Annotated in this window: 12 protein-coding genes; 10 read left to right on the forward strand and 2 right to left on the reverse strand. The window is 38.8% G+C overall.

The genetic code is table 11. The features are described 5' to 3' along the window. Nucleotides 1-476 precede the first annotated feature (476 nt). The 7 genes from POD11_RS09000 (at nt 477) to POD11_RS09030 (ending at nt 5,420) form a co-directional block, all read left to right on the forward strand. On the forward strand, nt 477-1,355 hold the full coding sequence (locus POD11_RS09000; protein ID WP_016142153.1) for an MlaA family lipoprotein: 879 nt from the start codon (nt 477-479) through the stop codon (nt 1,353-1,355). A 111-nt stretch (nt 1,356-1,466) separates the two neighbouring features. Next, entirely contained in the window at nt 1,467-2,435 is a 969-nt protein-coding gene (gene gigA, locus POD11_RS09005) for an RsbU family protein phosphatase GigA (RefSeq protein ID WP_262457002.1), read from the forward strand. A 102-nt stretch (nt 2,436-2,537) separates the two neighbouring features. Beyond that, nucleotides 2,538-3,059: an anti-anti-sigma factor GigB gene (gene gigB, locus POD11_RS09010; protein WP_002117273.1), complete on the forward strand. Its 522-nt coding sequence runs from the start codon at nt 2,538-2,540 to the stop codon at nt 3,057-3,059. A 26-nt stretch (nt 3,060-3,085) separates the two neighbouring features. Beyond that, on the forward strand, nt 3,086-3,910 hold the full coding sequence (locus tag POD11_RS09015; RefSeq protein WP_239968385.1) for a carbon-nitrogen hydrolase family protein: 825 nt from the start codon (nt 3,086-3,088) through the stop codon (nt 3,908-3,910). 14 nt (nt 3,911-3,924) lie between these two features. Further along, nucleotides 3,925-4,299, forward strand: coding sequence for a DUF4951 domain-containing protein (locus tag POD11_RS09020; RefSeq protein ID WP_016142156.1), 375 nt, complete (start codon nt 3,925-3,927; stop codon nt 4,297-4,299). 164 nt (nt 4,300-4,463) lie between these two features. After that, the gene (locus POD11_RS09025) at nt 4,464-4,901 is read left to right on the forward strand and encodes a MarR family winged helix-turn-helix transcriptional regulator (RefSeq protein WP_016142157.1); all 438 of its coding nucleotides are present in this window, start codon (nt 4,464-4,466) and stop codon (nt 4,899-4,901) included. 87 nt (nt 4,902-4,988) lie between these two features. Then, the gene (locus POD11_RS09030) at nt 4,989-5,420 is read left to right on the forward strand and encodes an organic hydroperoxide resistance protein (protein ID WP_262457003.1); all 432 of its coding nucleotides are present in this window, start codon (nt 4,989-4,991) and stop codon (nt 5,418-5,420) included. A gap of 54 nt (nt 5,421-5,474) precedes the next feature. Here POD11_RS09030 and gspE read toward each other — a convergent pair whose 3' ends face one another. Continuing rightward, the gene (gene gspE / locus POD11_RS09035; RefSeq protein WP_262457004.1) at nt 5,475-6,965 is read right to left on the reverse strand and encodes a type II secretion system ATPase GspE; all 1,491 of its coding nucleotides are present in this window, start codon (nt 6,963-6,965) and stop codon (nt 5,475-5,477) included. 96 nt (nt 6,966-7,061) lie between these two features. Between gspE and POD11_RS09040 the strand changes: the two genes are divergently transcribed. After that, nucleotides 7,062-7,883 (forward strand): hypothetical protein, encoded by an 822-nt coding sequence (locus tag POD11_RS09040; RefSeq protein WP_016142160.1) that lies wholly within the window; start codon nt 7,062-7,064, stop codon nt 7,881-7,883. 9 nt (nt 7,884-7,892) lie between these two features. After that, nucleotides 7,893-8,810, forward strand: a complete 918-nt coding sequence (locus POD11_RS09045) for a mechanosensitive ion channel family protein (protein WP_016142161.1) — start codon at nt 7,893-7,895, stop codon at nt 8,808-8,810. On the opposite strand, the gene POD11_RS09050 is transcribed toward POD11_RS09045, so the two are convergent. Next, nucleotides 8,800-11,601, reverse strand: coding sequence for a DUF2339 domain-containing protein (locus POD11_RS09050; RefSeq protein WP_262457005.1), 2,802 nt, complete (start codon nt 11,599-11,601; stop codon nt 8,800-8,802). The two genes, POD11_RS09045 and POD11_RS09050, sit on opposite strands and share 11 nt — an antisense overlap. A gap of 154 nt (nt 11,602-11,755) precedes the next feature. On the opposite strand from POD11_RS09050, the gene polA reads away from it, so the two are divergent. Continuing rightward, the gene (gene polA / locus POD11_RS09055; protein WP_262457006.1) at nt 11,756-14,527 is read left to right on the forward strand and encodes a DNA polymerase I; all 2,772 of its coding nucleotides are present in this window, start codon (nt 11,756-11,758) and stop codon (nt 14,525-14,527) included. Nucleotides 14,528-14,533: the final 6 nt, after the last annotated feature.

Here is a 14,533-nt window from a genome sequence, read left to right on the forward strand (position 1 = left end):
AATCAATCAATGAAAATTATTTCGATTAATCAATCAGTAAAAATCCACACAAGTTGTTCTTCAATTCTCTTAATGATCTTCTTCCTGGTTCGTCACCAGCAAGCTAGGTCGGCTATATTACTCTTAATCTCTTAAAAGTCAACAGGTAATTTCGATATTTTTAAAACTTATCTTCAAAACCAACTTCTCATCAAATTCATCACTCAAAGCAACCAACTTAATCACAAGTAACTGTTTTTCAACAAGTTTCTATCCGCATCACCGCCGATGGATGTGCATTATAGACCATCTCACCCCCTTTGCAACCCCTTTTTTAATTTAATATTATCACTTGGCTAATTTTTAGGCTTTTTAGCATTTTATCTATATTATTTGATCAATTTTACATTGATAATAGATTATCAGTTTTGTATTAAAGCATATCTCCACCCAACTGCACATTTAAGTATTAGCCTGGCTGGCGGTTAAGGAATTATATGAATTATTCTAATTTAATTTTACTCAGCGTATTATCTGTAGGTGTTTGTACCTCTATATATGCTCAAGAAAATACTATAAGTGAATCTTCTGATGCTAGCTCACTAGAAGAAACAGCACCTGCTCATCCGCGCTCACAAATTATTAAAGATTTAAAAAATATTAAAGTTAAAGATTTAAAAATTAATGCGAACGCAGCACAACCAGATCCTGTAAAAGACCCATTACAATCACTAAATCGTCCAATTTATTCATTTAACGATATGTTGGATCGAAATTTTTTACGTCCAGTTGCGGTTCAATATAGAGAGAAAACTCCAGAAGATGTTCGTGGCTCTTATCGTCAGTTCCGCAAAAATCTTGGAGAACCTTGGAATGCGGTTAACCAGCTTATTCAAGGTCGTCCTGGTCGTGCAGCGAAAACTTTAGGCCGATTTACTATTAATACTTTAACGACTCTTGGTTTAGCTGACCCTGCCAGCCGTTTAGGTTTACCGACTGAAGAAGAGAATTTTGGTGTAACCCTCGGTTACTATGGCGTCCCTTCTGGCCCATTCCTTATGTTACCTTTTTTCGGTCCGAGTACCTTGCGTGATGGTTTCGGTTTAGCAGTAGATGCTCAAGCTCGCCCACAGAAATACATTATGGAAGATCAAGATGGTCTTTATTGGTCGAGTAATATGTTACAAGCTGTTGATACTCGCGCTCAATATCTAGATTTAGATCAAACCCTACAGGGTGATCAATATGCCATGATTCGAGACTTATATCTCCAACGTAAAGCATTCCAAATTGCAGAGAAGAAAGGCGACTCAGCTGATGTATCTTTCATAGATGATGATTCAGACGATACACCAGATGAGGATCAAAACCCTTAAAAGATGAAATCAAGGTATTGCTCGGATTAAGAGTTCGGCAATACCTTGATTTTGATCATACATACTCTATGATGAATAAAGTGATCATATAAAAGGACTACCATCTCTTCTATGTATTTTATTAAACCGACACGCTCTATCCCTTATTTAGAGCAAGCTTTGGATAAACTGCCAGGCTTACAAGTCATTAACATAGATGATTTAGATTTATATGATCCAACCATCATTGCAATAGCAGATGTACAAGATTTTCTGTCTTATAAATGGAATTTACCCACCATTGTCATTGCTTTTGAACATGAAGGGAGCGCTTTAGCTCAAGCATGGGAAGCAGGTGCTCTTGCAGGCTGGGTGTGGAATCAGTTACCTAGTGATTTAAATAAAGCCCTATCAAGAATTGATGCTCAATATAAGCGTAACCAAGATAGTCGTGATTTACCTTCGGCTGCTGAACTGCAAAAACGATTACTGCCTAATCCAATTGATTTATTAAATTATGAAGTCGAAACTTTCTTTCAGCCTTCAGCTTATCTTTCCGGTGATTGGTATGACTACTGGAAATTAAATGATAAAGAAGTTTTATTTTATCTTGCCGATGTTTCAGGACATGGTGTAACCAGTAGTTTATTAACATCATGGATGGCCGCTTTTCATGGTCGCTCGAAAACCCCAAGACAATTAATAAAAAAATTAAATGGAATGTTGGTTCAAGAGAATATTGAAAAGCACATTACCATTGTGGTCGGTATTTTAAACCTAGAAACACATACGCTTCGCTGGTCAAGTGCAGGTCACTACCCTCCTCCTATCATTTTTGAACCGAATCAAGCTCCAAAAATTCTAACAACAAGTAGTTTTCCATTAGGCTTAACCGACGAACTTGAAGTTGAAGAGCATGTTTGTACATTAAACCATCAATCCCGCTTCATTGTTTGCTCAGATGGAGCACTTGAACCTTTTGACGGTGGTTTAAATGATCAGTTCCAACAATTGGTTCATCATTTGCAAAATCAATCATTTCAAGCACCTGATCATGTGGCTGATGATATTGCCATCTTTAGTCTTTGTCGAATGAATTAATTTACGAATCAATTAATTACATAATATACGACTTAAGGACTCTTGAGTCTGAGATGGCACTATGTGATAATTTTTCTATCCTTCTCTGAAAATGGCATTTATATGTCAACAGGTCATGTTGAATATGCAAGTTTAAATGGAACGCATATTTTCAAACTTATTGGTGAAGTGCGAGCCCATTCTTGTATAAGTCTAGACAAACTTTTAAACAGAATTGAACAGCAAGAGAATGTTGTTGGTGCAATCGTTGATTTAACCCAAACAACATTTATTGATAGTACAGTATTAGGCATCCTGGCTAAGCTAGGTTTAAAGCTTAAACAAACTCATCATATTCAAGCTGTGATGCTATCTACCAATCCAGATATCACAACCTTAGCCAACAGTATGGGGTTGGGGCAGGTTTTTGTCATTTTGAATTATTGTGGCGATCCTAACGTTTGCACATTAACGTTAACTGATGAACAAATCACTCATAATGCAATGCTAAGAACGGTTCTGGATGCACATAAGACATTGATGAAACTCAATGCAAACAATCAGAACATGTTTGAACCACTTGTGAAGCAGTTGCAGAAAGAACAAGATACGCTTGAACAGGTATCTGACAAGCAAAATGCCTGATTTCCTCTATTAAGCCGGACTAGAATATGACCCTTGTTTCTGTTGCTCAAATGAACTCTCAAGATGATATTGAAAATAATTTTCAAGTCATTGAGTCTTTGATTCAACAAAGTAAGGCGCAAAATGCCAGCTTAATTGTTTTCCCTGAAAACTTTGTATGTTTTGCTGCTGGCAAACAGCGTGAAACAGCTGAGCAATTTGAGTCTATTCAGCAAAGGCTTGAGAAACTAGCACATCAATATCAAATCTGGATTATAGCCGGTACTTTACCATGCCCATTTCGTCCAGATGGTTCCACCATTCAAGATGGTCGAGTCCGAACTGTTAGTCTTTGTATTAGCCCTGAGCGTACAGAAGCACGTTATGACAAGATCCATTTATTTGATGTACAAGTGGGTGATGCTGTCGGTGGTTATCAGGAATCTCGTTTCTTTGAACCCGGGACAGACGTAGTAGTCACATCTACTCCTTTTGGCAATATTGGCTTAATGGTATGTTATGACTTACGTTTTCCAGAGCTTGCTCTTACCCTGAGACAACAAGGCGCTCATATTCTTACTGCTCCTGCTGCGTTTACCTATACAACTGGACAAATGCACTGGCAGCTTTTGCTACAGGCTCGGGCAATGGATAGCCAATGTTATGTTTTAGGTGCAGCACAACAGGGCTGGCATGGTGAAAAACGACAAACTTGGGGACACTCTGGGGCAACAGATAGTCGTGGTCAAATTTTAAGTATGGTTGGATATGAAGGGAATGGTTTAATCACTGTACCTTTTGACCTAACAGCACAAGAACTCGTCCGCTCTTCAATGCCTCTAATGACACACCGTAAATTGATTCACTATTAAAAGTTTAATTATTCATGTGGAAATACTTATTTAGCTTTTTTTGCTTGGGGGCAAATATTCATTGTTATGCAGAGTTTGGAACAACGAACCATTTCGTTTCACCTACGGCACAACTCAGTTCAGATATTCTTCCAGCAACACCTAAAAATATTCCTTTACCTGCATTCGGCCAAAGAATAATTGGATGGGGTACAGGCGCAGAAGGCGCAAGACAACGTTTAGAAAATATTCAGCCTGCAGATGTTTCCATGATTAAAAAACAAGGAACCACTCTCGAAATGATTACTGCATGGCAAGACTTTTATGAACAAGAGCAACAACGTAACGCAAATAATCCTACCGCTAAATATCGTGCTCGATTAATGAAAAAGATTGCAGATTTGTGGTAAATACAGTGATCTAAAATATTTCTTCTTATGGAATAATTGATCTAATTATTCCATTTTTTATGTAGCCTCATTTGTTTTATTCATAAACTATTCGGATGAACATTTAAGAAACTGAATAGAAAGCGATATACTACAAAAGTAGTATCATTTTCTTTGAGGAATATATGGACCAAGACTGTCAAAACTTAAAGCTTGAGAATCAATTATGTTTCCTCATTTATTCAACAAATTTAGCGCTTAATCAGCTCTATAGAAAACTTCTAGCACCTTTGGGTATTACCTATCCTCAATATTTAGTGATGTTGGTGTTATGGGAGCAAGATGAAGTCACTGTTTCGGAAATTGGAGCAAAACTTTTTTTAGAATCATCTACCCTCACCCCTATCTTGAAAAAGTTAGAAGCCCAAAATTTACTTCATCGTACCCGTTCATCTCAAGATGAAAGACAAGTTATTATTACGCTGAGTGATGAAGGGAAAAAATTAAAAGATCAAGCAATGGATATCCCGTCAGGTGTACTAGAAGCAAGTTCATGTGATATGACAACGTTATTGGGCCTCAAAGACCAACTTACTAAACTCCGTACAAATCTAGTCAAATAAACAGCAATTTTTTAAAAAATATACTTGTCAAAATATTTAAGTCGTGTACGATATATTTGTATTCAATTTATTTTAGGAATAAAAACGATGTCATTAGAAAAAGTTGTTTATCGTGCAAAAGCTAAAGCAACCGGTGGTCGTGATGGCCGTGCGACTTCATCAGACGGCGTATTAGATGTACAGCTTGGTGTACCTAAAGAGATGGGTGGCGCTGGTGGTGCTGTAACAAATCCAGAGCAATTATTTGCAGCTGGTTATTCAGCATGCTTTTTAGGTGCTCTAAAATTTGTTGCAAACCGCGATAAATTTAATATTAGTAAAGATGCTTATGTAGAAGGTGAAGTAGGTATTGGACCAATTCCTACAGGTTTTAGCATCGAAGCGACTTTAAATGTTTTCTTAGTTGGTATGGACCGTGAAGAAGCTGAAAAGTTAGTTGCAGCTGCTCATATTGTTTGCCCATACTCAAATGCAACTCGCAACAATATTGATGTGAACTTTAATATTGTGACTGAATAAGTTTTGATATTAAAAAATGCCCGAATCAAATCGGGCATTTTTTCATCTTACATATTATGCTTCACTTGCTTCATTAGTTACACGAAGCACTTCTTCGAGAGTAGTTTTACCTGCAAGTACTTTACGTAAACCATCATCACGAATAGAGCCTGAATATACACGAGCATGATTTTCTAATTCATATTCAGCTGCGTTACCATGAATCAGACGGCGCATAGGTTCATCAACAGGTACGATTTCATAAATGGCTGTACGCCCATTGAAACCTAGATGAGAGCAATGATCACATCCTTTAGCCTCAGGTAACTGCAACAACGGTTCATTATGAATATGCTGGAAAACCTGTTTCTCAAAAGTATCGGCTTCACGCCAAGTCATACAATGTGGACATAAAGTACGAACCAAACGTTGAGCAATCACCCCAATTAAAGAGCTTGATAATAAGAATGGTTCAATCCCCATATCTTTAAGTCGGGTAACTGCACCAATAGCGGTATTAGTATGGAGCGTTGATAAAACCAAATGACCTGTTAAAGAGGCTTGAACTGCAATTTCAGCCGTTTCCAGATCACGGATCTCCCCTACCATCACCACATCAGGATCTTGACGTAACATGGCCTTTAAAGCTCGGGCAAATGTCATATCCACTTTGGTGTTCACTTGTGTTTGACCAATACCTTCAAGTTGATATTCGATTGGATCTTCAGCAGTTAAGATATTTCGAGTATTGTCATTTAAATCAGATAAAGCTGCGTATAAGGTCGTTGTTTTCCCCGAACCCGTAGGCCCAGTGACCAAAATAATGCCATGAGGACGATGCACCAATTGAGTTAAACGCTCATAGTCATTAGCCATTAAGCCCAAATGTGTCATGTTTAAGCGGCCTGCCTGTTTATCAAGCAAACGCATAACCACCCTTTCACCATGTGACGATGGCAACGTTGAAACACGGACATCTACTTCACGGCCAGCAAGGCGTAAAGAAATACGCCCATCTTGTGGCACACGTTTTTCAGCAATATCAAGCTTCGCCATGACTTTAATACGCGAGACCAATAAAGGCGCCAGCTCACGGCGTGGTTGTACAATCTCACGTAGTTGACCATCTACACGTAATCGTACAGATAGTTTCTTTTCAAAAGCTTCAATATGAATATCTGAAGCCCCTACCCGAATTGCCTCTGAAAGTAATGCATTAATAAGACGGACAATAGGAGCATCATCTTCCTGATCCATTAAGTCTTCTGTTTCAGGAACCTGATCGGCCAAACTTAATAAATCTGGATGATCTTCTAAACCTGCTGCAACTTGTTGTGATTCTCCTGTATCACCTGCATAGCTCGTACTCAAGAGCGCATTAAATTCTTGTTCATTACATAATTGATAATGAGCTGGCTTACCCAAGATGCGTCTTGCTTCCTGCAATGCAATTTTTTCAGTATTTTGACGTCTAATAATAAATACCTGATCACCGTCATAACGAAATAAAACACCATGACGCTTGGCAAAACTATATGGAACTTGTATTTGTTTCAATATTTGCATCACAATTTATAATGATGAGTAAGATGATTTTGAGTGTACTCTAAGCAGATTACAGCGTGAAGTCTGTTTAACAACTCGGTAGAGGAATTTTACGTCTTGTTTGAAAATAATGAATATCAGCCTCGCCCCCAGAATTCTTTAAAATGGTGGGGAGAACAGAACTTTGAAATTAATCAGTCCAAAGCATGGCAATTCGGTTCAATGCTTTTTCGTTTAACACGTGGCATAAAAGAATGGCGTATCGAATATTATCGACCTGCTCTGCAAGACGATAATGAGCAAGATTGGCACCCACTTGCCGATCCACATTTTGCTTTCCCGCATAATGTTCAAGTAGAACGTTATATGTTTCGAAAGACCAATCCAGAATTTTTACTTATGCCACGTCTGGCAGATCGTTCTGTGGTCATTAAACCCGTTGATCCTATCTATATTCCAGCAGGTCAACGTGGGACTTTATATATAAGTACGCCATTATGGATTGCAGGTTTAGTTGAAAGTCAGCATGAGCCTTTATTTGAGATTCCTGTCATTCAACCTAAGGATACGTGGTTCGGTCCAAATGCCCAACAAGGTGAAATCTGTTATGCCACATCGGTAGATGGGCGTACCGATTTGAATCTATTAACACCACGCGCGTTTCGTGCAGTTACACCAATCGACTTTCACAACACCAGTAATCATCAATTACGTTTTGATCGTATGAATGTACCAGTTACAGCCCTCCCTCTTTTTTATAGTGAAAGCACAAGACGTTTGTGGACTTCTCAAATCAAAGTTTACTATGAAGGCTCTGACCGCCCCGCACGCATTCGTATTGAAAACCGTACGCCTCCTCTTGCTGGTGAAGTAACTTATGTCCATCCACCACGTTCACCTGGTGGAGCATTATTTAATATGTTTGATTCATTCTTTTAAGAGGTTTATATGGCTGATACAAGTATTCCTAAGGATATCGCTGATAGCCTCACAAGCATATTTACCAATATCAATACCGAACGTATTAGTGAAATTTTAGTCGGCGTTGTGCTTTGTTTCATTGGTTTTGTTCTTGCTCGTATTATTTCAAATACCTTTATTAGAACCATTGGTTCACGTTTTAATGCTCATCAACGCTTGGTATGGCGCCGTGGTATTTTTTATTTTATTTTCTTACTCTTCATTATGACGAGTTTAAAAGAAGCTGGGTTCAAACTTAGTGTATTCCTTGGCGCAGCAGGGATTCTAACCGTAGCACTCGGTTTCGCATCGCAAACCTCTGCCAGTAACTTAATTAGTGGTTTATTCTTGATTGGGGAAGGTTCTTTTGAAGTCGGTGATACCATCCAGATCACCCTCATTCGTGGGAATACAATTGAAGGTGAAGTGATCTCAATTGATTTGCTTTCAGTCAAATTACTTACACTCGACAATGTCTATATTCGTTTACCAAACGAACAGCTTATTCGCGCCCCTGTACACAACTTGTCTAAATATCCAATACGGCGTATACCAATTACACTCGCAATTAACTTCCATGAAGACATTATAAAAGTTCGCGAAGTTCTACTTAATGTCGCAGCTCACTATCCACTCGTGTTAGATGACCCAAAACCTGCGGTTACGGTTACCGCATTCAGGGAATCATCGATCGAACTTTTATTTACGATGTGGTGCCGACAAGAAAATTCCTTAAAAGTTCGAGATGAAATGCAAGAACGTATCCGAAATGGCTTTTTGGATAATCAAATTGAAATTCCTGTACCGAAAATGGGCTTAATCGATCGACCATCTACTGTTTTCGGTGAAGATGATATTGATCAATACAGTAATCAAAAAGAGTTAAAACGAGAGCCTAAAGCTTAGGCTCTTGATTCTTCTGTACAGAAGACGGTGGTAATGGCGCAAGATAAGCAATAATCAACATTACCCCACCCGCTCCAATAAATGAGATGACCCGAGTTAATGTCGCACTTTGTGATAGATCAAGCAAAATCAGCTTTAATACAACAATTCCTAAAAGTGCAGCACCAACAAACCAGAGTTGACGAATCATTTTTCGACTTGAGAATGTAGTTAATACAAATGCCAAAATGACCCAAAGTAATGTCAAGCTTAACTGCACCACACCATTTGTCCAAATTGAAGCATTCCACAATGGGGTTGCCCAGTAATAGTGCAGGCCTCTAACCACCACACTACTAAACACCAATAGCCCCACTAGAATGGTTGTGATTTTAAAAGTCCACTCCAGTGATTTATCTTGATCAAAAGCATGTTGATAAATAATAAAGAGTAGGCCAGCAAATACTGAAATTGAAAGAAAATCAGTTAAATTAAATAACGGAACAAAATAAAGATATTCGGCAGAATGGCGATCAATACTCACGACCAATAACCAAAGTAGGCTTAAACACCAAACTGGAATTTGATGTAATAATATAGTCTTATGGGATTTATACACCCAGATTGAGTAAACCATGGGTACACAAGCCAAAGCAACAATTGGCATTTGTGGGAAGATTGCCAACCCCACTATCGCTAATGCTAACCAACTTAAACCACCCCAGATTTTCAAGTATCCTGACTCATCTGACTGCGGTTGAGCCATAATAAACAAGGCACTAAGAAGAATGGTACTCACAAGGAAAGTACCCTGTTGCAATATACTCGGCCATTTAAATACACTGAATACTTGACTCGTAAAGGCTTCCCCCAAAATCAACAACAGTAAAAGGCTAATTAAAATGAGCTGTAAACTTTGCCATTGCACATGAAGTTTATAGTGTACGACCAGACTAAATATTGCGATTAGAACTACAGCAAACATCAAATATGGACTCAAACCATGATGATGCCATGTCATTATTTCTATACCTGCTACGGCGCCCGCATACATACCTAAACATAAGAAAATGCCACTAATCATGCTGGCACTAAAATAGCGTTGCTCTTTACTGTTGTATTGCAATAAATAGAAAGCAGAAATAAATTGAGCTATTGCATAGATGCTCGTGCTTAGCGTTGGGAACTCTTCATTTGCCCAAACCTGATAAAACAGTGCAAGAGAACTGAGTAAAACTAAAACTACACCAATATATCGGCTTAAACGGTAGCGTTCAGTTACTCCCCACACAATTAAAGCTGTACCTTGAGCTACCCAACCAATTGCTGTCCAGTGCACTCCTTTCGCAAGTGGAAAAATTAAAGCAAAAAACGCAACCGCGAGAATGAAAAAGCTTTTTGCAAGCACAGAAAGCTGAGCATGAGTCTTTTTAATCCAAAAAGTTAATAGCGCATATGTACCAGCCAAAACAGCAGCACCAATCGTCAATGCTTGAGTAGACTCATGTACTAAATAGGCATGAAGTGTAAAGCCCAGTACAGGCACACTAAAAATCAGGCCCACATCTAACATTGGAGGTAAACGAATGCCCTCTTGTTTTTCATATGCTGAAACTCGAGATATGTTTTGGCTATAACGGACACTGAGCCAGATAAACAGTGTGATATGGAGCCATAAGATCCAGTCTAGTGTGTCAAATTTTGTTGGTTCTGCATAAAAACCTATCGCACTACCACCAATAAACATCGTAGCAAAGAAAGCGATTTGGTTTAAAACTTTCCAAGGCTGAATAAAGTTAACCGCAGCGACTGCAAGATTAATAACAAGATAGTAACTAAATAAAAAAACTACATCAGGACGATATTGCGGAATAACTAAAGGAGCCGCATAAGCCATACCCAGTGCGAGTATTGCCAAATAGATAGCTTGTTGTTTTAAACTCAGGAATACTGTAATTGCTAATAAAATCGTAAATAGAATACTCGCTGTAGTTAGGCTAGTGATTACACCAAAATGATGTGAGAACACAAGTGTTAGGAATACCACAGCAAGTCCTACACCCTGCAAGGCCACAGCAAAAAGCTGGTTTTTCTTTTGCAAAGTATATCCAAATGCTGTTAATACACTTCCGGCAATGGCAATAAAACCAAGTTTGACACCCAAACTCAATTGCCAGTGCTCACTTGCAAAACGTAATAACAACACTACCCCAACCATAAGCACAGCAACAGCAACCCTTAAAATTGGATTGCCATGAATCATCCAATCTACGGCTGGTTGCCACCATGCGGTTTTTACAGGAATCGGTTGTTCTGTTTGATTGAAAGTTACCGTTTCGGCAGGGAATAGCATGTCAGTATTGTTGAGACCAACCTGCTCTAGCGCTGGATTTATAACTTCAGATTGTATGGTCTCATTTGCATGAACAGTTTGTTTTGCTGATTCAAGGTACAACAGTCGAGTATGAAATGCGCTGATGGTTTGAATTAAACATAATAATAAAACCAGTAAAGCCCCACCAGCAATCCACATCCAATGATTTATATAAGCCACTAATGCAACCAAGGCAGCTGCATAAATCACTGTTCTTTGCATATGAATAGAATAAAGTGGCGTTTTCTGCTGAGAAAACTGCTGTTCTAAATGAGTTAAACGCTGATGCAAATTTGACAGTAATTGAACTAGTATGACAGTAAGTGCAATAGATAAAGCAACAACGGCACTCTGAAATTTAAAACCAATTGAAATGGCTAAAAACAAAGTCAAAGCGATCAAAACGATGATCATTCCCTGTTTGTCTTTTTTATACATGGGCTTAGCAATATGACACCTTCATTACAGGTCATCTTACTTCAAGGCAATACAAGCGTATATTTATACATACAAAATACTGCAAAAATCATAAACCTGCATTCATAGCCGTTTTCACGTAAAATACCCATAATTCAGATTAAGGAATTGTTCAATGCCACCATTTGTCTTGGTTGATGGGTCCTATTTTTTATTTCGTGCATATCATGCATTACCACCATTGACGACCTCTACAGGGTTACATACCAATGCAATACGTGGAGCAATTTCTGCCATTCAAAAACTAATGCGCCGCATGCAGCCAACACATATGGCTGTCATTTTTGATACACCTGAGCCTACTTTCCGTCATAAACTTTCACCTATTTATAAAGGTGATCGTCCAACCATGCCGGAAGAATTGTCACAGCAGATTCCATATTTGCATGCATTGATTAAAGCGCAAGGGATCCCTTTATATAGTCTTCCGGGTGCAGAGGCAGATGACATTATCGGTACACTTGCAAAACGTGCTGTACTCGAAGGCCATCATGTACTTATCTCAACTGGAGATAAAGACATGGCTCAGCTCGTCAATGATCATGTAAAACTTGAAGATAGCTTTAAAGATCGCGTACTCGACACGGACGGTGTATTTGAAAAATTTGGGGTTTGGCCAAATCAAATTATCGATTACTTAACCCTCATGGGCGATGCATCTGACGGCATCATGGGCGTGCCTGGCGTAGGTGCAAAAACAGCAGCGAAGTTACTGACTGAATATGGCACTTTAGACAATATCATTGCCAATGCAGATCAACTTAAAGGCAAGATTAGCCAAAATATTAAAGATAATTTAGACAATATTAAGCTTGATCACCAGTTAGCCAGCATTGTTTGTGATCTTCCTTTAGAACTCGACTGGCATGAGTTAAAGCTTACTGATCCAAACGTAGAGGCTCTACGTAATTTGTATACTGAGCTTGAATTTAGAAATCAGTTACAGTCACTTGATCATCCAAACAACCCAAATAGCTCAAGCTATAAACAACAAGCGTCACAAACCATTGTTCAAAATGAAGTTAAACCAGCTGAATCTATAGAAACTGAAGATCAAGCAAGCTTAACCAGTCAAGATGACCAACTTGGGACTGCAAATTACCATACGGTTCTAACACAAGAAGCATGGGATCAACTTTGGCAACGTATGCAAAATGCCGATCATTTTGCTATTGATACAGAAACCACAAGTCTGGACTACCGTATTGCCGAGATGGTTGGTTTTTCAATCGCATTTGATGCACAAGATGCCTACTATGTTCCTTTAGCGCATAATTATGAAAATGCACCGCAGCAACTAGATCGTGATCAAGTTCTGGCTCAAATTAAGCCTGTGCTAGAAAATGAAGCAGTTAAAAAAATTGGTCATCATCTTAAATATGATGCTCATATCTTTGCCAATCATGGCATAGAACTTAAAGGCTGGTATTTCGATAGCATGCTGGCATCTTATGTATTAAATGCAGCAGCGACTCGTCACGGCATGGATGATGTAGCTCGTGTCTACTTGAGTCACTTAACCACCACCTTTGAACAAATTGCTGGTAAGGGCGCGAAACAAAAGACTTTCAATCAAATTGAGATTGAAGTTGCTGCTCATTATGCAGCAGAAGATGCACATGTGACTTATCGTTTGTATGAAGTGCTTTCAAACAAACTTAAGCCATTTCCAGAGCTAGAAAATATTTTATGTAACATCGAAATGCCAGTTGCCCGTATTTTATCGGGTATGGAAGAAGATGGTATTCGTCTAGACCATGCATTCTTAGATAAATTAAGCGTTGAATTTGCAAAAACCATGGAGGGCCTTGAAAATCAGGCTATGGAAATCGCAGATGAAACTTTTAATATTGCTTCACCTAAACAAGTAGGCGAAATACTATTTGATAAATTAGGAATCAAAGGCGGTAAAAAAACTGCAACTGGACAATACAGCACTAGTGAAAGTGTTTTAGAAAAAATTGAACATCCTCTAGCGGAAATTATTTTAGAGCATCGTGGTTTAGCAAAACTAAAAAGTACCTATACCGATCGTCTAGTTGAGCAATCTCATAACGATACGCATCGCGTACATACGAGCTATCACCAAGCACTGACAGCGACAGGCCGTCTTTCCTCTTCTGATCCTAACTTACAAAACATTCCAATTCGTAGACAAATTGGTCGTCAAATTCGTAAAGCATTCATTGCACCGGAAGGCCGAGTGCTATTGGCTGCCGATTACTCGCAAATTGAATTACGTTTAATGGCTCATTTTTCTCAAGATGAAGCGTTAGTGCATGCATTCCAACATGGGCAAGATGTTCACCGCCGTACTGCTGCCGAAGTATTGGGTATTGATATCGAAGATGTGACCAATGACCAACGCCGTCAAGCGAAAGCAGTTAACTTTGGCCTACTTTATGGTATGTCTGAGTTTGGTTTGATTCGTCAATTAGGCTTTACACGTCAAGAATCGCAAAACTATATTAAGCAATATTTCCAACGCTATCCTGGCATCTATGAATATATGCAACGCACACGTCAAGTTGCATCAGAGCAAGGCTTTGTTGAAACTATATTGGGTCGTCGTCTTTATACGCCTGATATTGATGCACGAAATGTGATGGTGCGTAAAGCTGCTGAACGTGCTGCGATCAATGCCCCTTTACAAGGTAGTGCGGCTGATATTATTAAACTTGCAATGATTGCAGTTGATAAAATCTTGCCAAAAGATCAAGCGAAGTTACTTCTTCAAGTGCACGATGAATTAGTATTTGAAGCAGATCAAAACATTGCCGAAGAACTCTCCAAGCAAATCGCAAGTGTCATGGAATCTGTTGTAGAAATTTCAGTGCCTTTGCTTGTTGAAGTTGGACAAGGGCTAAATTGGGATGATGCTCATTAATTAGCA

Origin of the sequence: Acinetobacter sp. P1(2023), from assembly GCF_028367635.1 — a bacterium.
In the GTDB taxonomy this organism is placed as follows: Bacteria; Pseudomonadota; Gammaproteobacteria; order Pseudomonadales; family Moraxellaceae; genus Acinetobacter; species Acinetobacter pittii_E.